18 protein-coding genes and 1 pseudogene are annotated in these 22,105 nt (G+C 71.9%); 9 read left to right on the top strand and 10 right to left on the bottom strand.

Annotated features, from left to right (window positions below):
- Positions 1–15 precede the first annotated feature (15 nt).
- Positions 16–459 (top strand): cell division protein SepF, encoded by a 444-nt coding sequence (locus tag ACZ6ZP_RS29020; RefSeq protein ID WP_249590824.1) that lies wholly within the window; start codon positions 16–18, stop codon positions 457–459.
- Between the two features lie 13 nt (positions 460–472).
- On the opposite strand, the gene ACZ6ZP_RS29015 is transcribed toward ACZ6ZP_RS29020, so the two are convergent.
- Entirely contained in the window at positions 473–1,669 is a 1,197-nt protein-coding gene (locus ACZ6ZP_RS29015; RefSeq protein ID WP_351171300.1) for an acyl-CoA dehydrogenase family protein, read from the bottom strand.
- A 130-nt stretch (positions 1,670–1,799) separates the two neighbouring features.
- Positions 1,800–3,440: an MFS transporter gene (locus ACZ6ZP_RS29010; RefSeq protein ID WP_361469913.1), complete on the bottom strand. Its 1,641-nt coding sequence runs from the start codon at positions 3,438–3,440 to the stop codon at positions 1,800–1,802.
- Positions 3,441–3,670: 230 nt separating this feature from the next.
- Between ACZ6ZP_RS29010 and ACZ6ZP_RS29005 the strand changes: the two genes are divergently transcribed.
- Together ACZ6ZP_RS29005 and ACZ6ZP_RS29000 are read left to right on the top strand one after the other, a co-directional pair.
- Positions 3,671–4,828, top strand: coding sequence for a glycosyltransferase family 39 protein (locus tag ACZ6ZP_RS29005; protein ID WP_469408924.1), 1,158 nt, complete (start codon positions 3,671–3,673; stop codon positions 4,826–4,828).
- 237 nt (positions 4,829–5,065) lie between these two features.
- Positions 5,066–6,085 carry a phosphatase PAP2 family protein gene (locus tag ACZ6ZP_RS29000; RefSeq protein WP_351171293.1) on the top strand — a complete coding sequence of 340 codons (1,020 nt, stop codon included), beginning with the start codon at positions 5,066–5,068 and terminating at the stop codon, positions 6,083–6,085.
- A gap of 145 nt (positions 6,086–6,230) precedes the next feature.
- Here the strand turns inward: ACZ6ZP_RS29000 and ACZ6ZP_RS28995 are convergent, their stop codons facing one another.
- Positions 6,231–6,455 carry an I78 family peptidase inhibitor gene (locus ACZ6ZP_RS28995; RefSeq protein WP_361469908.1) on the bottom strand — a complete coding sequence of 75 codons (225 nt, stop codon included), beginning with the start codon at positions 6,453–6,455 and terminating at the stop codon, positions 6,231–6,233.
- Positions 6,456–6,821: 366 nt separating this feature from the next.
- On the opposite strand from ACZ6ZP_RS28995, the pseudogene ctaD reads away from it, so the two are divergent.
- A pseudogene (gene ctaD, locus ACZ6ZP_RS28990) lies at positions 6,822–8,444 on the top strand (aa3-type cytochrome oxidase subunit I); the annotation flags it as partial.
- 1 nt (position 8,445) lies between these two features.
- Here ctaD and ACZ6ZP_RS28985 read toward each other — a convergent pair.
- The 5 genes from ACZ6ZP_RS28985 to ACZ6ZP_RS28965 all read right to left on the bottom strand — a co-directional run bounded on the left by ACZ6ZP_RS28985 (position 8,446) and on the right by ACZ6ZP_RS28965 (position 13,770).
- A complete protein-coding gene (locus ACZ6ZP_RS28985) occupies positions 8,446–9,516 on the bottom strand; it encodes a helix-turn-helix transcriptional regulator (RefSeq protein ID WP_351171289.1) in 1,071 nt (356 codons plus the stop codon).
- 82 nt (positions 9,517–9,598) lie between these two features.
- Complete coding sequence (locus ACZ6ZP_RS28980) at positions 9,599–10,474, bottom strand: hypothetical protein (protein WP_351171287.1); 876 nt, start codon at positions 10,472–10,474, stop codon at positions 9,599–9,601.
- Positions 10,471–11,751 carry a glycosyltransferase family 4 protein gene (locus ACZ6ZP_RS28975; protein WP_361469906.1) on the bottom strand — a complete coding sequence of 427 codons (1,281 nt, stop codon included), beginning with the start codon at positions 11,749–11,751 and terminating at the stop codon, positions 10,471–10,473. The genes ACZ6ZP_RS28980 and ACZ6ZP_RS28975 overlap by 4 nt, the downstream gene beginning before the upstream one ends.
- Before the next feature lie 164 nt (positions 11,752–11,915).
- Complete coding sequence (locus ACZ6ZP_RS28970; RefSeq protein WP_351171281.1) at positions 11,916–13,196, bottom strand: ABC transporter substrate-binding protein; 1,281 nt, start codon at positions 13,194–13,196, stop codon at positions 11,916–11,918.
- Entirely contained in the window at positions 13,171–13,770 is a 600-nt protein-coding gene (locus tag ACZ6ZP_RS28965; protein ID WP_383817981.1) for an MTB12 C-terminal domain-containing protein, read from the bottom strand. The genes ACZ6ZP_RS28970 and ACZ6ZP_RS28965 overlap by 26 nt, the downstream gene beginning before the upstream one ends.
- Positions 13,771–13,905: 135 nt before the next feature.
- Between ACZ6ZP_RS28965 and ACZ6ZP_RS28960 the strand changes: the two genes are divergently transcribed.
- Genes ACZ6ZP_RS28960 through ACZ6ZP_RS28950 form a run of 3 tightly spaced genes read left to right on the top strand, consistent with a single transcriptional unit; the run spans position 13,906 to position 18,534 of the window.
- Positions 13,906–14,415 carry a hypothetical protein gene (locus tag ACZ6ZP_RS28960; protein ID WP_468614791.1) on the top strand — a complete coding sequence of 170 codons (510 nt, stop codon included), beginning with the start codon at positions 13,906–13,908 and terminating at the stop codon, positions 14,413–14,415.
- A 4-nt stretch (positions 14,416–14,419) separates the two neighbouring features.
- Positions 14,420–17,818 carry an ABC transporter permease subunit gene (locus tag ACZ6ZP_RS28955; protein WP_469408917.1) on the top strand — a complete coding sequence of 1,133 codons (3,399 nt, stop codon included), beginning with the start codon at positions 14,420–14,422 and terminating at the stop codon, positions 17,816–17,818.
- Positions 17,815–18,534 carry an ABC transporter ATP-binding protein gene (locus tag ACZ6ZP_RS28950; RefSeq protein WP_383817975.1) on the top strand — a complete coding sequence of 240 codons (720 nt, stop codon included), beginning with the start codon at positions 17,815–17,817 and terminating at the stop codon, positions 18,532–18,534. The genes ACZ6ZP_RS28955 and ACZ6ZP_RS28950 overlap by 4 nt, the downstream gene beginning before the upstream one ends.
- Here the strand turns inward: ACZ6ZP_RS28950 and ACZ6ZP_RS28945 are convergent.
- Complete coding sequence (locus tag ACZ6ZP_RS28945) at positions 18,531–19,511, bottom strand: LysM peptidoglycan-binding domain-containing protein (RefSeq protein ID WP_469408915.1); 981 nt, start codon at positions 19,509–19,511, stop codon at positions 18,531–18,533. The two genes, ACZ6ZP_RS28950 and ACZ6ZP_RS28945, sit on opposite strands and share 4 nt — an antisense overlap.
- Positions 19,512–19,631: 120 nt before the next feature.
- Positions 19,632–20,285 (bottom strand): LysM peptidoglycan-binding domain-containing protein, encoded by a 654-nt coding sequence (locus ACZ6ZP_RS28940; RefSeq protein ID WP_351171263.1) that lies wholly within the window; start codon positions 20,283–20,285, stop codon positions 19,632–19,634.
- A gap of 522 nt (positions 20,286–20,807) precedes the next feature.
- Here ACZ6ZP_RS28940 and ACZ6ZP_RS28935 point away from each other — a divergent pair.
- On the top strand, positions 20,808–21,611 hold the full coding sequence (locus ACZ6ZP_RS28935) for a hypothetical protein (protein ID WP_351171260.1): 804 nt from the start codon (positions 20,808–20,810) through the stop codon (positions 21,609–21,611).
- A 178-nt stretch (positions 21,612–21,789) separates the two neighbouring features.
- Positions 21,790–22,092, top strand: a complete 303-nt coding sequence (locus ACZ6ZP_RS28930) for a hypothetical protein (protein WP_351171257.1) — start codon at positions 21,790–21,792, stop codon at positions 22,090–22,092.
- Positions 22,093–22,105 lie beyond the last annotated feature (13 nt).

Raw genomic sequence — 22,105 nt, 5'->3', positions numbered from 1 at the left:
TGAGAGGAGGCGTCCATGGGATCGGTACGCAAGGCGAGTGCCTGGCTTGGCCTCGTCGACGACAACAACAATGACGAGCGTTACTACGACGGCTACGACGACGACGGAGCCGAGGGGCCCGGCGATGCCTGGGTGACCGACCCGCGGGTGCGGGTGGTGGCCGAGGCCGCCGAGGAGGAAGGGCGCCGCATCGGGACCGTGACCCCGGACAGCTTCCGGGACGCGCGCGGCATCGGCGAGCTCTTCCGGGACGGTGTCCCGGTCATCATCAACCTCACGTCGATGGAGCCCGGCGACGCCAAGCGCGTCGTGGACTTCGCGGCGGGCCTGACCTTCGGTCTGCGTGGCTCCATCGAGCGCGTGGCGACGCGGGTCTTCCTGCTCACCCCCGCCAACACGCAGATTGTCAACGGGGAGGCCACGAGCCGTCCGTCGGACGGCTTCTTCAACCAGAGCTAGCGGGCGAGGCCGCTCACCGGAAGGCGTCGAGGCCGGTGAGCGCCTTGCCCAACACGAGTTGATGCATCTCGACGGTGCCCTCATAGGTGAGCACCGACTCGAGGTTCGTGGCGTGCCGCATCACGGGGTACTCAAGCGAGATCCCGTTCGCGCCCAGGATCGTCCGGGACGTGCGGCAGATCTCGATCGCTTCTCGTACGTTGTTGAGCTTGCCGAAGCTGACCTGTTCGGGGCGGAGCCTGCCCGCGTCGAGGCGCCGGCCGAGGTGGTGGGCGAGCAGGATGCCCTTGTGCAGCTCGACCGCCATGTCGGCGAGCTTGGCCTGGGTGAGCTGGAAGCCGCCGATGGGCCTGCCGAACTGCTCGCGGGTCTTGGAGTACTCGACGGCGGCCTCGAAGGAGGAGCGGGCGGCGCCCATGGCTCCCCAGACGATGCCGTAGCGCGCGTGGGAGAGACAGCTCAGGGGGCCCTTGAGCCCGGTGACCTCGGGAAGCACCGCGTCGGCCGGCAGCCGCACCTCGTCGAGGACCAGCTCGCTGGTGACGCTCGCGCGCAGCGACCACTTGTGCTTGATCTCGGGGGCCGAGAAGCCGGGCGTTTCGGTGGGGACGACGAAGCCCCTGATCCCGTCGTCGGTGTGCGCCCAGACCACGGCGACACCGGCCACCGAACCATTGGTGATCCACATCTTGCGTCCGGTGAGCACCCAGTCGGTGCCGTCCTTCTTCGCGAAGGTGCGCATGGAGGCCGGGTCGGAGCCGTGGTCGGGCTCGGTCAGGCCGAAGCAACCGATGATCTCGCCCGCGGCCATGCCGGGCAGCCAGCGCTGCTTCTGCTCCTCGGAGCCGAAGCGGTGGATGGCGTACATGGCCAGGGAGCCCTGCACGGAGACGAGCGAGCGGATGCCGGAGTCGGCGGCCTCCAGCTCCAGACAGGCCAGGCCGTACTGGACGGAGCTGGCGCCGGCGCAGCCGTAGCCCTCCAGGGACATGCCGAGCGCGCCGATCGAGCCGAGCTCGCGGGCGAGATCGCGGATGCCGGGCAGCTCGCCCTTCTCGTACCAGTCGGCGATGTGCGGCAGGACGCGGTCGGCGGCCCAGCCGCGGACGGTCTCGCGGATCGCGAGGTCCTCCGGCTCCAGGAGGTCGTCGATGCCGAGGGGGTCGGTGGGGTCGAAGGGCGGCAGGGGCGTACGGCTGCGTGCGGACATCTCGGGCCTCCGGCGGCGCAAAAACTAGCAGTGGTAGTTACTACGGCTCGCGCTGACGTTACGACGCGGGGTCGCGCAGGAACAAGGGCGGGCGGGTGGGAGAATTCCCCGGCCGAAGGCCGGAATCACGTCAGCGGACGGACTCCGCGGGAACTCCGGCCTCGCCACGGGGTGCCGGTACCCCCTGCTCGCAAGCCCCCTGCTCAGGCAGCGCCGCGGGCGCCCCGCATTCCATGGTCCGCGGCAGCTTCAGCGCCATCAGCGCGCCGAGCAGCAGCAGCCCCGCGCTGACCAGCAAGGTCACGTGCAGCCCGTGCACGAAGGACTCCCGCGCGGCGCTGCGCAACGCCGCGCCCGCAGCGCCACCGAGGCCGGAAGCGACTTCGTACGCCTCGCCCAGCGAGTGGCTTGCGGCGGCGCTCTCCTTGGCGGGAACGCCCCGCACGGACGAGAGGCCCGGCGCGTACGCCGCGTTCATGACGCTGCCCAGCAGCGCGATGCCGATGCCCGCGCCCAGCTGGTAGGAGGTCTCGCCGATCGCGGCGGCGCCGCCCGCCTGCGACTGCGGCGCCTCGCTGAGCATCGACTCGTACGAGCCGAAGAGGGTGGTCTGCAGACCGAGGCCGAGCAGCACGAAGCTGGTGATCATCAACGGGTCGTTGAGCTGGTCGCCCATCCCGGTGAGCACCACCACGGCCACCGCGGTCAGGGTGAAGCCGGAGGCGACCATCACCCGCGGGCCGAAGCGGTGCAGGAACTTCGATCCGGCGAGGCCTGCCACCATCGCGGCGACGGTGAGCGGCACGAGCCGCATGCCGGTCTCCAGCGGGGAGAGGCCGAGCACCAGCTGGAGATACTGCGCGGCGACCAGTTCGAGGCCCACCAGGGCGAGCATCGCGAGCACGATGCAGCCCAGCGAGGTGCTGAACGCGGGCCGCGCGAACATCGACAGATCGATGAGCGGGTGCTTGCGCCGCCGCTGCCTGCGGACGAAGCCGATCAGGAGGGCCCCGCCGATGAAGAAGGAGAGGAGGGTCGTCATGCCGAACGGCGACTCTCCGCCACCGGCCCGCTTCACCGCGAACACGAGGCCGAAGAGGCCGCCCGCGGCCATCAGCGCGCCGACCACGTCCCACGGGCCGTCGCGGTCACCCGTCGACTCGGGAAGGAGCAGCCGCCCGATGGGCAGGCTGACCAGCATCAGCGGGATGTTTATCAGGAAGACCGAGCCCCACCAGAAGTGCTCCAGGAGGAAGCCGCCGAGCAGCGGTCCGCCCGCCGCGCCGATTCCGGCCACCGCGCTCCACACGCCGATGGCGACGGCGCGCTCACGCCGGTCGGGGAAGACCTGGCGGAGGATCGAGAGGGTCGCGGGCATGATCATCGCGCCGCCGACGCCGAGCAGGGCGCGGGCCGCGATCAGGACCTGGGCGTTGTCGGCCATGGCCGCCACGGCCGAGGCCACGCCGAAGAGGGCGTAACCGAGCAGCAGCACGCGTCTGCGGCCGACCCGGTCACCGAGGGTGCCGAAGAGGATGAGCAGCGAGGCGCAGACCAGTGGATAGACGTCCACGATCCACAGCAGCTCGATGCCGCCGGGCTTGAGGTCTTCCGTGACGGCGGGCACCGCGACGTGCAGAACGGTGGCGTCGACGGCGACGAGCAACAGGCTTACACAGAGAACGACGAGCACCAGCCAGCGGTTGGCGCCACCCTGCGACCCGGGTACCCGACGGCCGGAAGGAGCGGTGGCCGTGGTTGAACCCGACATGTGCGATACCTCCCAGTGGTCCCTCGCATCGGCGGCCCCGCGGGACGTGATCTCCCAGCTGGCGGCGGCGAAAGGCGAGTGAGCCGTCAGAGTACGCGAGTTCACGGCTGTGGCGCGTGGCGGACCTCTCATGGTTGAGCGGAGAGGGTGTGGCGTACGCCACGCCGCCCACCCATGGACCACGCCCCCGGGCGGGGGGCCGGTTCCCGCCGACGCCGATAATCGACCCCGTGACCGACCTGGATCAACGCCCGCCGCCCTCGTACGGAGCCCGTGCGGGCGCCGCCCTGCACCGCGCGGCGCCCGCGCTCCTCGCCTACGCCGGGGTGCGCGCCCTGGGGGTCGCGGTGCTCGCGGCCTGGAGCGCGGCGGCGGGCAAGAGCCCGCACACGCTGCTCACCGCCCGCTGGGACTCGCTCTGGTACACCCGCGTCGCCGAGCACGGCTACGGCTGGGAGGTGACGCTCCCGGACGGCAGCGTCCACTCGAACCTCGCGTTCTTCCCGCTGCTGCCCTGGCTGGAACGCCTCGTCTCGGCGATCACCCCCTTGTCGTACGCCGACGCAGGACTGGTGGTGAGCTGGCTCGCCTCGCTCTGCGCCGCCGCGGGGATCTTCGCGATCGCCGATCACCTCTACGGGCGACGTGCCGGGATCTGCGCGGTCGCCCTCTGGGCGGTCCTGCCCGTGGGGATCGTGCAGTCGATGGCGTACAGCGAGTCGCTCTTCACGGCGCTCGCGGCCTGGTCGCTGTACGCGGTGCTCACCGGACGCTGGGTGTGGGCGGGCGTGCTGGCCTCCTTCGCGGGCCTGACCCGTCCCGTGGGCGCCGCGGTCGTCGCGGCACTGTGGGTGACGGCGGCGGTCCAGGTGCGCCGGGAGCGCGGCGCCGACCGGCGCATGGTCCTCGGCGTGCTCCTGGCACCGCTCGGCGCCGCGGGCTATGTCCTGTGGGTCGGCCACCGCACCGGGGACGGCCTCCTCGGCTATCTCGACGTCCAGGCCGGGTGGGGCAACGGCTTCGACTTCGGCTACGCCTTCGCCCGCTTCGTCGGCGACAAGTTCACCGCCTTCCCCGCGGCCCTCGCGGGCGTCGGCCTGATCGTCGGGGTCGCCCTGGTGGTCTGGCTGTACGTCATCGGCGTACGGCAGAGGCAGCCGCTGCCGCTGCTCGTCTACTGCGGGATCGTCGTGGCGCTCGCCCTGTGCGCGGCGGGCTATTTCGGCTCGAAGCCGCGCCTCCTGCTGCCCGCCTTCCCGCTGCTCCTGCCCCTCGCGGTGGGGCTCGCCGGGCTGCGTACGTCCAGGTCGGCGCTGGTCCTGGGGGGTGTGGCGGCGGCGAGCGCGGTGTACGGGGCGTTCTGGCTGAACGGCTCGGGTCCGCCATGATCATTTCCGGGTCCCGCGGTGAGCGCCGGGCAAATTCCACACCAGACCCCGGTGAACGAATTCATAAGCGCCATAAAACGGTCGCACTAATGATCAACCAATTCAGTAAGGGGCTCGTCGCGGAATAGCGGGGCCGCCGGAATAAACCCCCGCCTGAGATCAATGCCACATCACATCGTCATCACAAAGCCACTGATTCGGCCTAGTCGTGCACTCACTCGCTGTAACGTCGATTGGGTGCGTACCGAACGAAACCTCACCCGTCTGGACCGGGTCTTCGCCCGTCTTGACCGTGAGCCGGAACGACCGGCCGGCCTCGATGTGCCGAGGATGAGCAGGCACCGGATCGTGCTCTTCAGCGCGACCCTCGCCTTCTACCTCGCCATCGTGGTCGCCGTCCTTGCCACCTCGTGGCTGGTGCGGTTCGACTGGCAGGTCATGTTCTTCCGGCCCTACCAGCAGTGGCCCGAGATCCACGCCTTCCTCGACTACTGGGTGGTCCTCGGCCAGCGCGGTCCGACCGCGGTGATGGTCGCGGCCTGGCTGGGCTGGCGCTCCTGGCGTCAGCACACGATCCGCCCGCTCCTGACGTTCGGCGCGGCCCTGCTGCTCCTGAACGTCACGGTCGGCGCCGCCAAGATCGGCATGGGCCGCCTCGGCCCGCACTACGCCACCACGATCGGCGCCAACGAGATGTGGCTCGGCGGCGATATATTCCCCTCCGGTCACACCGCCAACGCCGTGGTGACCTGGGGAATCCTGGCCTACATGGCCTCCACCCCGCGCACCCGCCGCTATCTCTCGGCGCTCTCGGCGGTGGTCTCCCTCAGCGTCGGCCTGACCACCGTGTACCTGGGCACGCACTGGCTGAGCGACGTCTTCCTCGGCTGGGCCGCGGGTCTGCTCGTCCTGCTCGCGCTGCCCTGGGTGGAGCCGCTGCTCACCCGGGTCGAGGGCTGGATCTTCAGCCTGCGGGACCTCTGGCGCGAGCGCCGCGCCGGCGCCGGCCTCCCGGCCCCGGTCGCCCCGGTCCCGGCGACGCTGCCACGGCCCGCAGCCGCACCGGCCGACGAGCCCCAGGTCCGCGAGCCGGTCGGCGCCTCACGCCCCTCCCGCGCCCCGGCCTACCTCGCGCCGGGCCCGCACACACCGCGCTCCGAGCGCAGCCCGGTCACCCCGGCGGGCAGCCGCCGCCCGCCGCACTCCGAGCGCGCCTCACGCGCCGCCACGTCGCCCCGCCCGGTGGCGGGCGGCTAGCCCCGGACAGCGGGGGTCGGTACGCACAACCCATCCCCCGCATCGCGAAGGCCCCGGTTCCGTCCAGGAACCGGGGCCTTTCGCCGTGCCGCGTGCTGCCTCGCCGCACGCCGTCACGGGTCGTCGTGGGTCGCCGGGGGCGCGGTCAGCCCTTCCAGCAGCGGATCACGACGCCTTCCTTGACCTCGAAGTTGAGCCGCCCCGCGAGGTACTCCATGGTGATGATCGCGCCCGGCGGCAACGACCTGACCGTGGACCAGCCGCGCTCGCGGGCCTGCTGCTCGGCGCCGTCGGCCGCGAGGCCCACGTAGGCGTCGATGCTGTCCTGGGGTTCCTGGGGTTGGGCGGGAGGGGTCGGAATAGGTGCCATGGCCGCCACGTTAGGCGGCGCGGCCCGGCCGGGGAAGGCCGTAGCCGGACACCATGCGTCACCGGTCCCCCTCCGGTCACGCTTTTGTCACAGCATCACGACCGGCGTTTCGCCTTAACTCCGTCACACGTACGGGCGGTTCCGGAGTTGTTCCGACGTGATTCCCGGATTTCCCGCGGGGTTCCCCACCGCGCCCAGAAACGACCGTATTAGCACGGCCGAAAAGTGGACGAGGCGCCTTTACACACCCCACCCAATTCCCGAATCCCGGACGCTCCGGGGGATGTGACGCCGCATAGGGAATTCAAGGTTCCAGCACAGCGGTCTCGTACGCCCCCTGTCGGAGCCGGGTGGGACGCGAGCATCATGGCGGGTGCTTCAGGCAGGCCCAGCGGCGCGACGGCGAAGGGGCGAGCGATGGGGACTGAGACCGCGACCGAGGCCGCACCACCGGTCCGGCACAAGAGTTCGGGCCGGGTCCTCGTGGACTGGCTGACCACCACCGACCACAAGAAGATCGGCCACCTGTACCTGATCACGTCCTTCGTGTTCTTCCTCGCCGCGGGCCTGATGGCCCTGATGATGCGGGCCGAACTCGCCCGTCCCGGCTTGCAGCTGATGACGAACGACGAGTTCAACCAGATGTTCACCATGCACGGCACGATCATGCTGCTGCTCTTCGCGACGCCGACCTTCGCCGGCTTCGCCAACGAGATCATGCCGCTGCAGATCGGCGCGCCCGACGTCGCCTTCCCGCGGCTCAACATGCTGTCGTACTGGCTGTTCCTCTTCGGCGGCCTGATGGTGCTCGGCTCGTTCCTGGTGCCCGGCGGCCCCGCCGCGTTCGGCTGGTTCGCCTACGCGCCGCTCAACAGCCTGGAGCGGTCGCCGGGGATCGGCGCCGACCTGTGGATCATGGGGCTCGCGCTCTCCGGGTTCGGCACGATCCTGGGCTCGGTGAACTTCCTGACGACCATCATCGGGATGCGGGCACCGGGGATGACGATGTTCCGGATGCCCGTCTTCACCTGGAACGTCCTGTTCACCTCGATCCTGGTCCTGCTCGCGTTCCCCGTGCTCGCCGCCGCGCTGCTCGTCCTGGAGGCCGACCGGCGCTTCCACTCCATGGTCTTCGCCTCGGAGAACGGAGGCGCGCTGCTGTGGCAGCACCTCTTCTGGTTCTTCGGGCATCCGGAGGTCTACATCATCGCGCTGCCGTTCTTCGGGATCATCTCCGAGATCATCCCGGTGTTCAGCAGGAAGCCGATCTTCGGCTATCTGCCCCTGATCGGCGCGACGATGGCCATCACCGGGCTCTCGGTCGTCGTGTGGGCGCACCACATGTTCGCGACGGGCGCGGTGCTCCTGCCCTTCTTCTCCTTCATGTCCTTCCTCATCGCGGTCCCCACGGGCGTGAAGTTCTTCAACTGGACGGGGACGATGCTCAAGGGCTCGCTGTCGTTCGAGACACCGATGCTGTGGGCCGTCGGCTTCCTGGTGAGCTTCCTGTTCGGCGGGCTCACCGGCGTCATCCTGGCCTCGCCACCGCTGGACTTCCACGTCACCGACTCGTACTTCGTCGTCGCGCACTTCCACTACGTGGTGTTCGGCACCGTCGTCTTCGCGACCTTCGGCGGCTTCTACTTCTGGTGGCCGAAGCTCACCGGGAAGATGCTCGACGAGAGGCTCGGCAAGATCCACTTCTGGACGCTCTTCGTCGGCTTCCACGTGACGTTCCTCGTCCAGCACTGGCTGGGCGCGGAGGGCATGCCCCGGCGTTACGCGGACTATCTGGCGGCGGACGGCTTCACGGCGCTCAACACCGTCTCGTCCATCGGCGCGTTCCTGCTCGGCCTCTCCACGCTGCCGTTCCTCTACAACGTCTGGAAGACCGCCAAGTACGGCAAGAAGGTCGACCTCGACGACCCCTGGGGCTTCGGCCGCTCCCTGGAGTGGGCCACCGCCTGCCCGGCGCCGCGCCACAACTTCGTCACGCTGCCCCGGATCCGCTCGGAGTCCCCGGCCTTCGATCTGCACCATCCGGAGTTCGCGGCGTTCCATCCGCCCCAGGCGCAGTACCCGGACCCGCAGACCGAGCACCCCGGTCCAGGGCCCGGCTCAGGAGGCCCCTCGCCGAGCTGAGCCGCTCGGTGAGGCCGGCCGGTTCGACGACCTCGAACTCGAAGCCCATCATCAGCACGTGGATCACCAGGACGTCCAGGCTCGTGGCACCCGTGCGCAACAGGCAGCTGCTCTCGGTCTCGGCCTCCAGCGTGCCGTCGGACGGGGAGACCCGCTGGGCCGCCTCCTCCAGGGGCACCAGGAGCCGGAACACCGCCTGGGCGGCGTACGCGCGCGTGGAGACGCCCCTGGCGACGTACGCGGCCAGGTCCTCGGCGGGCGCGGCGCGCGGACCGAAGCGGGGGCCGTGCGGCGGCCTCGGGGTGATGCGGTCCGCGCGGAAGGTGCGCCAGTCCTCGCGCTCGACGTCCCAGGCGACCAGGTACCAGCGGCGCTCGGTGCAGACGATGCGGTGCGGTTCGACCGTGCGGCGGGTCGAACTGCCCTGGTGGTCGCGGTAGTCGAAGCGCAGCCGCTCGGAGTCCCGGCAGGCGTGGGCGAGTTCGGTCAGGACCGAGGGGTCGACGGCCTGCCGCTGCGGGGTCCTGAGCATCGGCACGGTGAACGCGGTGAGCGCGCCGACCCGGCGCCGCAGCCTGCTCGGCAGGACCTGCTCCAGCTTGGCCAGGGCGCGTACGGAGGTCTCACCGATGCCCTCGATGCCCTGCCCGGCGGCGGTGCGCAGGCCGACGGCCACCGCGACCGCCTCGTCGTCGTCCAGGAGCAGCGGCGGCAGCTCCGCGCCCGCGCCCAGCTGGTAGCCGCCGCCCGTGCCGGGGCTCGCGTTGACGGGGTAGCCGAGCTCGCGCAGCCGGTCCACGTCACGCCGCACGGTGCGCGGGGTGACGCCGAGCCGGTCGGCGAGGTCGGCGCCCGACCAGTCGCGGTGGGCCTGCAGCAGCGAGAGCAGGCGGAGCAGTCGTGCGGAGGTCTCCAGCATGGGGCCGATTGTGCCCGGCGTCGCGGACAGCCACGGTCCGCGACGGCGTCGGCCACCGATGGCATTCAGCCTCTCGACGAGGTCAGCCGTCGATCGCGTCCGCCTCGCGGATCCGCACCGAGAGGTCGTTGTCGTTCGTGTAGTACGGCCCCGCGTCGAGCGGTCCGTGCGCCGCGGTGTCGAGCCGCACCACCGGGTAGGTGAAGATCTGCTTCTTGTCCGGCACGTCGTCCAGGAGCCTCGCGAGCCGGATGCGCGGCCCGCTCTCCCCCGCCGGGCGCAGCCAGAGGTCCCAGGGTCCCGGGCCGCTGTCGGCGAGCACGTCGCAGTGCAGGCCGAAGCTGAACTCCACTCCGTCCGCGGTCAGTTCGGAGCGCTCGACGCGGTCGGGCTCGGCACGGCGGGACGCCTCGGCGTAGGCGGCGCCGGTCAGCACGGTGCCGTAGACGCGGCCCTGGGCGGTCACCGCGGGGCCGGAGATCCGCAGCTCGCCGATCTCCGCGTGCGGGGCGCGCAGCCAGCTGCGTACGGAGAGGTTGCCCTGCTTGGTCGCGTACGGGATGCGGACGGCGATGTGGCCGCGGGCCCCGCTGGGGGCGCGGTCGACCAGCGAGCGCAGGTCGTTGACGCCGGGCGCGAGGCGGCGCGGGGTGCCGCCGCCGACCTCCGCGTAGGCGTTCCAGCGCCCCTCGGCCAGCTGGACGCTGCTGGGCAGTGCGGCCCGCAGCCTGCCGTCGGCCGCCGGGGACAGCGGCAGGCGTACGTCCTCGTCGGCGGACGCGGCGTCGCGGCGGCGCAGCAGAAGGTAGGCCGCGCCCTTGCCGCCGGGGTCGGTGACGTCGAAGGTGAGGCCGCCGGCGGAGTCGGCTATGCAGTCCGCGCGCGGTGCGGCGGCGACGTCGTGATCGACACCGGCGTCGCAGGGCGATGAGGCGTCCGAGGTGGCCAAGGCCGTCATGCGGTGGATCCCTTCGTCTGTATGCCGCTGGTCGGTACCCCGTGTCCGATGTCCCGCAGCGCGTACGCGCCGCCGAGCAGCGCGCCGCGGGTGCGGTGCAGTGAGCCGCGCATCCGGCCGCCGAAGGAGCTGCCGCGGGCCAGCATCCCGGTGAACATCGCGTCGTAGCGCTCGGCGATGCGGGCCGGGTCGAAGCGCTCGGAGTCGTGGAGCGCGGCGCCCGCCATCCGTCGGCGCAGTGTGTCGTTGTTGATCAGTTCGAGCAGTCCGCCCGCGATCGCGTCGGGGTTGCCGACCTCGACCAGGCGCCCGTCGACACCGTTGTCGATGATCTCGCCGGGACCGTGCGGGCAGTCGGTGGCCACCACGGGCAGACCGCAGCGCATCGCCTCGACGATCGTCATGCCGAAGGACTCCAGGCTGGAGGTGACGGCCGCGATGGAGCCCTTGGCCCACTCGGGCTCGATGGGGTGGGCGGGGCCCATCAGGAAGACGTGGTTGTAGAGGCCGAGTTCGTCGATCAGGGCGCGCAGCTTGTCCTTCTGCTTGCCGCCGCCGTATATCCGAAGCCGCCAGTCGGGGCGCTCGGCGCGCACCTGGTCGAAGGCCCGTATCAGCAGGTCGTACCGCTTGACGGGGGCGAGCCGCCCTGCCGCGACGACCCACTTCTGGTTGCCGTCGGCGGGCTCTATGCCGGGCGCGGGCACGGGGTTGGGCACGGCCTGGACGTGGACTCCGGGCAGGCGCATCATGCGGCGATAGGCGCGGGCGTCGGCCTCGGTCGTCGTGGTCAGGACGTCGAGGCGGGGGTAGACGCTGCGCAGCTGTCGGCGCAGTTCCTTGGAGTGGCTGTCGAGCGTGAGGTGCTCCTGGCCGACCCGCAGCGGGCCGCGCGCCGCCTCGCGGGCGATGTGCACGTTCAGGCCCGGCCGCGTGCCGACCACCACGTCGGAGTCGAGCGAGGAGAGGTGCGCGGCGATGCGCCGGTCGGTCAGGGCGCTGTACTGGTCGTAGCGGCCTTCCGCGCCGGGGAACGTGCGGGCGGGCCGCAGGGCCTCGGGGGTCTCCCCCTCGTAGCCGGGGCTTTCCTTGCGCATGTCGACAAGGTGACGGAGCCCGACGCGGGAGTCGGGCGAGAAGACGGGTTCGTCACGGTGCCGGAAGACGGAGACGATCTCGACGTCGTGGTGCTCGGCGAGTGTGTTCGCCAAGTTGTACGTCGTCCGGATCGTCCCGCCGATTCCGTACGCGTTGTGAATCAGGAAAGAGATGTGCATGCGTCCCCGTATCCCACGCTTCCCCGCGGACAGTCCTTCTCGTCCGCCTACCGCAGGGTTAGACGGGGATTACGGCCTCAGGGTTGGGCTCCATCATCATCTTGTTCCTGAACGGTTGTGCCATTGGTATCCGGTTCCGGGAACTTTCCTGCTAGGTACACGCATCATGGCTGGTAGGAGAGCTGCGGCACGTCGAAGCAGTTGTCGTTCATGTCTCCCTGTGTGACCCAGCCCTCACTGTCCTTCCAGCGGGCCACCGACACACAGGTCATACGGGTCTCGGGCGGATCGGCCCGCTCCTCGTACGTCACCGGAAGCAGCAGCCCCCGCGCGGTGTACGACTTGCCCCGGTTCATAAAGCGGTCGACGCATGCGCGCGTGACATCACCCCGGCACGACGTCGCCGCGTCCGTGAACCACATGGCGGCTGCCCAGCCCTCCAGCTGCCACTGGGAGAGGTCCTTGTGCCCCTTCATGGCGTCGCGGAACTCGCGGACGGCCGGCTGACCGGTGTCCTCGTAGTTGCGGCTCGCGCCGGTGGCCCACAGGGCGTTGCGGCAGCGCGGTGCGTCCTTGTAGTCCTCGGCCACCGACGAGGTCCAGTTCTGCACGTTGGTGACCTTGGCGGTGACCTCCGCCCCCACCTCGTCCATCGCCTCGCACAGCTGGGCGTTGCCATGGGTGTCCATCGCGTCGAAGACGAGGTCGACGCCCTGCTCCTTCAGGTCGGCCGCCGCCGCGCGGAAGTTGGGCAGCGCGAAGTCGACCTGCTCGGTGACCACCTCGTACCCCTCGGCCTTCAGGCCCCGGGCGACGAGTCGGGCGTACGCGGCGGACGCGGCCTGGTTGTAGGAGACGACGCCGGCGGTGCGTGCCCCCTGCTCCCGCTTGAAGTAGCGGTAGACCTCGGTCCCGCCGATCAGCTTGCCGTCCCAGCCCGGCTTCCCGTTCCGCGGGGCGACGCTGCCGTAGATCCCGTACAGATGCGGATAGGTGTCGTACGCGGACCCGATCGGCTGGCCCCCGACGTCGGGCACCCGTGCGCGGGAGACCCGGGAGGCCCCGGCGTAGTCCAGCGAACTGGTCGCGACGAGCGCGACGACGCGCTCCTCGTCGACCAGCTTGTCCACGCATTCACTGTTGCCGACACCGCTGCCGCCGTCGTCGCACGTACGCACCTCGACCTTGCGCCCCTCGATGCCGCCCCGGGCGTTCAGGCGCTCGAAGTACGCCTTGGCCCCGTCCCGGGGCCCGGTGAACGCGGAGCCGCCGACCGGGCTGGTCGCGCTGGTGATGACGCCGACCCGGATCGGCGCCCCCGACGGGGCGGGCGCCCGGCTCCCGCCCTCGAAGTCGCTCTCGGGGAGCCGGCTGCCGCACCCCGCCACCGCCACGAGCAGCGCGGCTACGGCAAGGGCCTCAACAGCCCGGACCGGGCGACTCATTGCCGCTCAGCTTCACCAGGGCGCAGAGAGTCTTGACGGACACCTTCCAGGTGTCGTCCTGGTTGACGGAGGTGCCCGAGGCGTCGGGCAGCGCGGTGGCACCCTTCAGGGTCAGGGCGTACGTCACGTCCGCCTCGGTCGCCGAGCTGAACTCGACCTTGTTCACGTCGGCGCTGACCTGCTTGCCGCGCTCGTCGCCGCTGAAGCTCTTCAGGACGGCGCGCATCTTCGGCCCGTCCTCGAGGACGGCCTCCTTCTCCTTCATGGAGACGGCGGGATCGAAGAACTTCTCGAAGTTCTCCTTGACCTCTTTCTCGGCCGCCGCCGGATCCGCGGGCGCGCTCGCGTCCTCCGAAGGAGCGTCCTCCGAGGGGGCGTCCTCCGAAGGCGTGTCCGGGGTCGACGTCTCGGCGGACGGCTTGGGCGGATCGCTGTCGCCGCCACCGCCGCTGTCGTCACCGCATGCCACGGCGGCCGGAGCGACCAGCAGGACCGCGGCTGCCGCCAGCGCCGCGCTCCTCACCCTGCCCCGCCTGAGATCGCTCCCCCGCTTGGGGCTTGTCCAGAGCACCATCTGGCTCACCACCGGGTGTCGGTCCGGGCCATCAGGGCCCGGTGCTTTCAGGGTCAGCTTGCAGAAGGCATAGTGCAAGCCATCGGCTGACATGGACAGCCCACCGACGCTACGAACGTGTCCCAGGGGGCGCAGATGCGGGCGGCTCAATCGGATCGGACAGCTCGTTCGGCGCGGCTCCGCGCCGTGCGCCCCCTCCTCTGGGTGGCCTTCGCCGCCCTCGCCACCGGCGCCGTGCTCTGCGTGGTCGGCTGGTACGGCATCTCCGGCGAGCGCTTCGCCGAGCGGCAGCTCCCGTATCTGGCGTCGTGCACGGTGCCGGGCGCCGCGCTGATCATCGCCGGGGCGGTGCTCCTCACCCACGGCAGGAGCACGCTGGCCACGGCCCGCGTGGAGGAGCTGTACGAGCTCCTGGTGACGGCGGGCACGCCGGACGCCGCGGCGGAGCGGCCGGCCCCGGCGGTGGCGACCAGCGGCGCATCGCTGATGATCCCCGGCGGAACCCTCTGGCACCGCGCGGACTGCCCCCTGGTGGCGGGGAAACCGGAGGCCGTCCCCGCGGACGCCCACATCCTCGCGACCGGCGATCTGAGCCCCTGCCCCATCTGCGAACCACGGCCCGCCGCCGCTCCCCCGGAGCGATGACCCGGTGGCCTCCCTGAGCTACGACCTGACGCTGGCCGGGCTCGCGGTCGGCAGCGCGGCGGCCCTCACCGGCATCGGCCTGATCGTCACGTACCGCGCGACCGGTGTCCTCAACTTCGCGCACGGCGCGATCGCGATGGTCTGCGCGTACGTCCTGCGCCAACTGACGGTGGAGTGGCACTGGCCGCTGCCCCTGGCCACGGCGGTCACGCTCCTCCTGATCGCCCCGGCCATCGGCCTGCTCCTGGAGAAGGCGGTCTTCCGCCCCTTGGCGGTCCTGGGCAGCGAGCCGGCCCAGACCCTGGTGGCGTCCATCGGCGTCTTCATCCTCCTGGTAGGAGGCGCCGCCCTGATCTGGGGCCCGGGAGCGAAGGCGGACGCCCCCGCCCTCGTGTCGACGGACCCCTGGGTCCCCCTGGCCGCGACGGTCGCCCTCGCCACCGCGGTCTGGGCGATCACCCGCTGGACCCGCTTCGGCGGCGAACTGCGGGCGGTGGTCGACAACCGCCCGCTCGCGGTCCTCAGCGGCATCGACGCGGACCGGGTGGCGTCGGTGGGCTGGGCGTTCGGCGCCTTCACGGCGGGCCTGACCGGCGCGCTGCTCGCCCCCTTCGTACGCCTCGACCCCTACGGCATGCCCCTCCTGGTCATGGAGGTGGTGGCGGTGGCGGTGGCGGCCCGCATGCGCAGCCTGTCCATCGCGGTGGTGGTGGCCCTGGGCCTTGGCGTGGCCCAGAGCCAGCTGACCCGCCTGCACCCGTCGGGCTGGGCGGAGCCCCTGATCCAGGCGCTGGGCGCGAACCTCTTCGTGGTGGCCCTCCTCGTCGCGGCCCTGGTGCTCCCGGGCATCGGCTCGCGGACCACGCTGCCGCGCGCGGTGACGGCACGGGTGCCGACGCCGCCGGGCGCGTGGATAGTGGCGGCGGTGCTCTTCCTGATCCCGCTGGGCTTCGCGGGCTCGGACCTGACGACATCGGTCCAGGTCCCGGCGCTGGCGGTGATCCTCCTCTCCCTGGTGATCGTGACGGGGCGCGGCGGCCAGATCTCCCTGGGCCAGGCGGCGTACGCGGGTCTGGGCGCGCTCTTCACGGCGCTCCTGACGGCGGGCCGCTTCCCGGGCCTGCCCGAGCTGCCCCACCTCCCGGCCCTGGCCGTGGCCGTCCTCCTGGTGGCCCCCCTCGGCCTCCTGACCGGCTGGCCCGCGATCAGCCGCCGGGGGCTCGCGCTGGCCCTTGCGACGTTCGCGGTGGGCGTCGGCGTGAGCCGCTTCGTCTTCGCCCAGCCGTACGCGACGTCGGGGCTCACCCTGGACCGCCCCGCGGGCTTCGACAGCGACCGCGCCTACTACGTCCTCGAACTCCTCCTGCTCGCCGCGGCGTTGCTCTTCGCGAGCAGCATGCGCCGGGGCCGCATGGGGCGCGCGCTTGCCGCGATGCGGGACCACGAGGCGGGGGCGGCGGCCGCGGGCGTGCCGGTCCGCACCCTGAAGCTCACGGCCTTCGTGGCCGGTGCGGCGCTGGCCGCGCTGGGCGGGGGGATGCTGGGCATGGGGCTGCGGGCCTTCGACCCGGCCGCGTACGACCCCGTGCGCGGGCTCCTCTGGTTCGCGGCGGTGGTGGTCCTCGGCGCGGACAGCCTCCTGGGCGCGCTGCTCGCGGCGGCGCTGCTGGTGGGGCTTGACGCGGGGACGCGGGGCGGTGTGGCGGCGGCCCTGATCGGCGTCCTCGCGGTCCTGCTGACCCGCGTGCCGCCCCCCGCCGGCCGGCCCCGCCGCCGCTCCCTGACCCCCCTGGCCCACCGGACCCGCACCACCCTGCCCCCACCCCTCCACACCCCCCACATCCACCCCTACCCGGCCCCGCTCTCCCACCCAGCCACCCGATCCCCCCAAAACACCCGACCGGACCTCGCCCGATGGCACCACAGTGCGCGGGCGCTCCTCGCCCGATGGCGCCCATGGCGGGCGGGCCCCGCCCGGCCGCCCCGGTGGTGGGTGGGCGCCCCTCGAACACCCCGCAGCGAGCCGACAGACCCCACACAACCGCGCCGATGGCGGCTCAGCCCCACACAACCTCCCCGCAGCAAGCGGGCAGGACGCACCCGGTCACGCCGATGGTGGGTGGGCGCCCCTCGATCGGCCCGCAGCAAGCCGACGCCCCCCACCCGACCGCGCCGATGGCGACTGGGCCCCGCCCGACCGCGCCACAACGAACAGACGAACTCCACTCCGTCACGCCGTTGGTGGCAATGCCCCGCCCGGCCGCCCCGCGGCGAGCAGAGGGGCTCCACCCGGCCTCCCGCCCGCGACGGACAGCCGGACGGTGAAAGTGGTGGCGCGCGAGCGCGGGAGAGCGGCACCGGGCCGCAGACGCCGGTCCGGCCCGAGGGGACGGGTCGGTATGTCCGCCCGGAGCACGGTTCGCGGCGCTCCGGCGCCGAAGCAGCTACGCGGCCACCGGACGATAGCGAGGACGGACATACCGACGCGGCCCCGTCCCCCGATCGCCCCCGCCGCGAAACCCCGCACCCCGCTCAACCAGACCACGAAACAGCCCCGCACCCCGGCCGCCAGAGCGACAAATCCCTGCCCCCCGGTCACCCACACCGCGAGGCCCCGCACCCCCCTCAACCCCACCACGAAACAGCCCCACACCCCAGCCACCCCAACGACGAAGCAGCCCTGCCCCCCACCCCCCGTCACCCCCACCGCAAAGCCCCCCACCCCCTGACAGCCCACGGAATCACCGCCACCTACGACGGCTTCACCGCCCTGGACCGCGTCGACCTCTCCGTACCCCCCGGCCACATCACCGCCGTAGTAGGCCCCAACGGCGCAGGCAAAAGCACCCTCTTCCACTGCCTGGCCGGCACCCTCCGCCCCGACTCCGGACGCATCACCTTCGACGGCAAGGACATCACCGGCACACCCGCTCACGCCCGCACCCGCCTGGGCCTGGCCCGCACGTTCCAACAGCTGGCGGTCTTCCCGTCCCTGACCATCATGGAGAACGTCCAAGTGGGCACAGAGCAGGGAAGACTCACCCACCCTCAAGCCACCGCCCAAGCCCTTCGCCTCTTCTCCCTCCACGACGACGCCACCCGCCACCACCCCGCCGCGGACCTCCCCACCGGCACCCTCCGCCGCGTAGAACTGGCCCGAGCCCTCGCAGGCCAACCCCACACCCTCCTCCTGGACGAACCGGCAGCAGGCCTGGACACCGCCGAAGTGGCCGCACTGGCCCGCGTCCTGCGCGCCCTCGCGGCCGACGGCATGGCGCTCCTCGTGGTCGAGCACGACATCGACCTGGTGGCGGACCTCGCCGACACCGTGCACGTCATGGCCGCGGGCCGCATCGTCACCTCCGGCCCCCCGACCGAAGTCCTCCACAGGACAGCCCCATGAGAACCGGCATCGAACTCCACGAAGCCCGCGTCCGCTACGGCCCCCTGGAGGCCCTGCACGGCGTGACCCTCGCCGCCCCCGCCCCCGGCCTCACCGTCCTCCTCGGCCGCAACGGCTCGGGCCGCACCACCACACTGCGCGCCCTGGCCGGCACGGCCCCCCTCACCAGCGGCACCGTCACCTGGGACGGCACCGACGTCACCCGGCTCCCCGCCCACGCACGCGCACGGCGCGGCCTGTGCTTCGTACCGGACGGACAAGCGGTGTTCGGCCACCTCACCGTCGCCGAGAACCTCGGCCTCTCCGGCCCCGGCCGGAAGGCCGACATCACCCCGGCCCTGGACGCGTACCCCGAGCTGCGCCCGCTCCTCCCCCGCCCGGCAGGCACCCTCTCCGGCGGCGAGCAGCGCATGCTCGCCCTCTCCCGCGCCCTCCTCACACCCCACGCCCGCGTGATCCTCATCGACGAACCCACCCAGGGCATGTCCCCCGCCGTCGCCTCCCGGACGTACGACCTCCTCGTCGGCCTGAGCGCGCGCACCACCCCCACCTGCGTCCTCACCGCGGAACAACGCCTGCCGCCCGGCCTGCGGCGCGAGCACGCGGGCGGCCGGACGGCAGTGGTGGTGCACGAACTGCGCCGTGGCGCGGTCGTGTTCAGCGGCGAGGCAGCCGAACTCGCCGGAACCGACACCTCAGGCTTGACCGACGCCTAAGGCTTCGCCTTCGCCGACCCGGCAGGCTCGGGCAATGCGTCCGGCTTGACCGACCCGGCGGGCTTCGCCGACTCGGCAGGCTTAGACGACCCGTCAGGCTTCGCGGACTCAGCGGGCTTAGCCGACCCGGCAGGCTCCGGCGATGCGCCAGGCTTGACCGACCCGGCGGGCTCAGGCGACTCGGCTGGCTTCGCCGACTCGGCGGGCTTGGCGGACTGGGAGGGCTTCGCCGACTCGGCGGGCTTGGAGGGCTTCGCCGACTCGGCGGGCTTGGAAGGCTTCGCGGACTTGGAGGGCTTCGCCGACTCCCCCGGCTCCACGGGCTTGCCCGGCTTGGACTGCTTACCCGGCTTCCCCGGCTTGGACTGCTTCCCCGGCTCAGGCGGCGCCTTGGCCGTCTTCTTCGGGATGACCAGCTTCGTGCCGACCGCCAGCCTGTCGGGGCTGCTCCCGACCGCCTTGCGATTGGCTCGATACAGGGCTTCCCATCCGCCCTTGACGTCGTATCGGCGGGCGATGGAACTCAGCGTCTCCCCCGCCTTGACGACGTGCACGACGCCCCAGCCCTCCCGGATCTCCCGGGGAATCCTCTTGGAGCACACGGGCCAGGCCTTCCAGCCCTGGACCCGCAGCACCGCCTCGGCGACCTTGATCTGCTCCGCCTTGGTGGCGAGGTCGGCGCGCCGCGCGTACTTGAGCCCGCCGAACTCCTCCCAGGTGGACTGCTTGAACTGCAGCCCTCCGTAGAAGCCGTTCCCCGTGTTCACATGCCACCGGCTGGTGCTCTCGCACTCCGCGAGGCACTCCCAGCGCCCCGCGGTGCGGGAGCAGTCGTACGCGGCAAGACCGGCCCCCGGCCCCGGAAGGGGCCGCGGCGGGGTCGGAGCCGCGTTCGCGGACCCGGGCAGCAGCAGTGAGCCGGCGGCGACGATGACCAGACCAGCGGGCCACGACGAGCGGAGACTCTTGATCGGCATCGGATACATCCGCCCACGCTAGGCAGCGCCCCCGCGGCGCGGAGCCGTGCCGCGCCGCCACGGGCGCGGCCCCGCCCGGTCGGACGACCGGGCGGGACCGCGCCCCTGAACGGCCGGAGCTCAGAGGTCGAGCCGCTGCCCGGGCAGGATCACGTTCGGGTCCCCGCCGATGACCGCCTTGTTGGCGGCGTACACCTTCTGCCAGCTGACGCCGTGCGCCGCCGCGATCCGGCTCAGGGTGTCCCCCTGCCGAACGGTGTAGTCACCGCGCCCCGAGCCCCGGTCGGCATGGCTCGGCACGTGCTGCCGCGGCGTGGCGGGCCGCTGCTTCGCCGCCTTCGGAGCCTGCGCCGCCTTGGGGGCCCGGGGCGCCTTGGCCGCCTTGGGGGCCGCGGGAGCGGCCGCCGCCCCCGGCGCGCTGCCGGACGCACCCGCACGCGCCGAACAGCTGGGCCAAGCGCCCCACCCCTGAGCACGCTGGACCTTCGTGGCGACAGCGATCTGCTGCGCCTTGGACGCCTTGTCGGCGGTCGCCGCATAGGCTCCTCCGCCGTACGCGCGCCAGGTGGACGCGGAGAACTGGAGCCCTCCGTAGTAGCCGTTCCCGGTGTTGATCTGCCAGTTTCCGCCGCTCTCGCACTGAGCGATGCGATCCCACACTCCGCCGTCCGCCGCCGACGCCTGGCCGGTGGCGGTGAGCAGTCCCAGCGGGGCGAGCAACGCCGCTCCGCCGATCACTGCTGTCCTGCGAACGCACTTGGGACGTGCGGACATGAATATCCCTCTCGAAGGACCCGGGGTCCCCCAGGTGTCCCGGACCTCCTCGCGCATCTGACGCCGGAGGTCCGCTCACCCCGTCCGCCGGAGTGCGGCACTCCTGTGCCGCGGTGCTTGAGCTGGCTGGTGCGGCCGGCGGACGTACCCGAGCGGTGCTCGCTGCACACGGCGGTGGAATCTAGGTGCCTGCTCGCCCCGATATCAACCAACTCCTTGTCATTCCAGGCCAGTTGGCCGTTACCCGGAGTATCGGCGAATTCAAGCCAGCCACTTAATTCACTGATTTCATGATTTGTCGACCGGTCGACCTGGTGATCTGTGACTCAGCTCACCGCACCAACTTCCCTGTACGCAGCAGACGTTGGCGCTCAGTGACGGATTCCGCCGGACAACTCACCCTCCGCTGCGGATGGTTCGATTCCGTTCGCCTTCACGCGTGACCTGTGCCACTGATCGCCCGTTGTCTTCTTATGAGCCGGGCACCCCCGGTCCGTACGCAACGATTCCGAGGAGCCACCCGTGCCGCGCATGCTCGACGTCGGCGACGACGTCCGCGCCGAGATCGGCGACGAAGAAGCCGACCGGCTGCTCGCCGGAGAGAACGCCCCGGGCAGTTACGACTGCACCTCCTGCCGCACTCCCGGCGACACGGAGCAGGAACGCACCAGCACGGTCCTGTTCATCGGCGACGAAACCGCCGTACTCGCCTTCGCCCACGCCACCTGCCTGCCCTCCCAGATCGTCCAGGTCTCCGAGGAGCAGCTGCAGGGTGCCGTGCGCTCGATCACCGGCGAGGACGGCACCGGCCTCGCCGGGGTCCCCGCCCCCGCTCCCGGCGAGGGAGTGCCCGACCAGGCGGTCCTGGGCGTGACCAGCGGTCTCGTCCTGATCGAGGGCGAGCTGCGGCCCGCGCTCGTCGTCGAGCCGACCGGCGCCATCGCGCGCCCCGGCACCGCGCCCGGCGGCGGCGACGACTTCCTCCAGCTCCTGGTCGAGCAGGGCTTCCACCCGATCGCCTCGCTGGACGGCGTGCCACCGGCGCTGCACGGCTGGTCGGTGCTGCTCGCCGCGGGTCAGCTGCACGCCGTGCTCCAGCCCGGCACAGGCGGCTCCCCCGTCGCCTGGTGGCAGGCCCACCACCCGCTCCAGGTCACCGAGGCCTGGCGGTCCGCGGCCAACAAGCTGCAGACGGTGCTCCTGTTCGCGGCGCCGGTCGGCTCCATCGGCCGCCAGCCCCGCGAGGACCTGCTGCGCGGGGCCCTGGACAAGGCGGCGGTGCACGGGCGGCTGGTCGCGGCGTCGATGCCGCTCGCCGGCACCTGAGCCCCCAGGGGCCGCGCCGCCACCGCGCTCCGCATCCCGACTGCGCCGGTCACACTCCCGGCGCCCCGTGAAAGCGGCGCGGCCCCCGCATCCGTACGCGGACAGGGTCGTTGGCACATACGTGCACACATACGACCCCTCCCGCCCCCGGCCGGCGTACCAGACCCCCATCCCCTCCATGCGCTCCGCGCAGGAGACGGGGGCCGACCACTCGGCCACACCGATCTACGACGCGCTCTACTCGGAGTACCGCAGGTCGTTCAAGGCCCTTCCGGGTGACCGGACCGGCGAGGAGGATCTGGGCTTCACGTCGTTCGGCGGCTCGCCCTACGGCATGCACCGTGCCGGCGACCGGTACGACCCCCGGCACAACACCTTCAGCCAGCTGCACGTCACCCGCTACGGCGGCCACGATCAGCACGGCACGGGGTACCAGCAGTTCCCCGCGGCGCTGCCGCCGGGGCCGCGCAGGGAGCGCTGAGGCGCCGTCGCGA

The organism is Streptomyces sp. NPDC054047, from assembly GCF_055585065.1.
The sequence above is the reverse complement of the archived record's forward strand: the minus strand, read 5'-3'. Positions and strand labels throughout refer to the sequence as shown.

Coding starts and splice junctions, on each gene's coding strand:
- ACZ6ZP_RS28975 (WP_361469906.1), bottom strand. CDS start 11,751: ATGCACATCTCTTTCCTGATTCACAACGCGTACGGAATCGGCGGGACG.
- ACZ6ZP_RS28970 (WP_351171281.1), bottom strand. CDS start 13,196: ATGAGTCGCCCGGTCCGGGCTGTTGAGGCCCTTGCCGTAGCCGCGCTG.
- ACZ6ZP_RS29015 (WP_351171300.1), bottom strand. CDS start 1,669: ATGTCCGCACGCAGCCGTACGCCCCTGCCGCCCTTCGACCCCACCGAC.
- ACZ6ZP_RS28980 (WP_351171287.1), bottom strand. CDS start 10,474: ATGACGGCCTTGGCCACCTCGGACGCCTCATCGCCCTGCGACGCCGGT.
- ACZ6ZP_RS28985 (WP_351171289.1), bottom strand. CDS start 9,516: ATGCTGGAGACCTCCGCACGACTGCTCCGCCTGCTCTCGCTGCTGCAG.
- ACZ6ZP_RS29010 (WP_361469913.1), bottom strand. CDS start 3,440: ATGTCGGGTTCAACCACGGCCACCGCTCCTTCCGGCCGTCGGGTACCC.
- ACZ6ZP_RS28945 (WP_469408915.1), bottom strand. CDS start 19,511: ATGCCGATCAAGAGTCTCCGCTCGTCGTGGCCCGCTGGTCTGGTCATC.
- ACZ6ZP_RS28950 (WP_383817975.1), top strand. CDS start 17,815: ATGAGAACCGGCATCGAACTCCACGAAGCCCGCGTCCGCTACGGCCCC.
- ACZ6ZP_RS28995 (WP_361469908.1), bottom strand. CDS start 6,455: ATGGCACCTATTCCGACCCCTCCCGCCCAACCCCAGGAACCCCAGGAC.
- ACZ6ZP_RS28940 (WP_351171263.1), bottom strand. CDS start 20,285: ATGTCCGCACGTCCCAAGTGCGTTCGCAGGACAGCAGTGATCGGCGGA.
- ACZ6ZP_RS29020 (WP_249590824.1), top strand. CDS start 16: ATGGGATCGGTACGCAAGGCGAGTGCCTGGCTTGGCCTCGTCGACGAC.
- ACZ6ZP_RS28930 (WP_351171257.1), top strand. CDS start 21,790: ATGCGCTCCGCGCAGGAGACGGGGGCCGACCACTCGGCCACACCGATC.
- ACZ6ZP_RS28965 (WP_383817981.1), bottom strand. CDS start 13,770: ATGGTGCTCTGGACAAGCCCCAAGCGGGGGAGCGATCTCAGGCGGGGC.
- ACZ6ZP_RS28960 (WP_468614791.1), top strand. CDS start 13,906: ATGCGGGCGGCTCAATCGGATCGGACAGCTCGTTCGGCGCGGCTCCGC.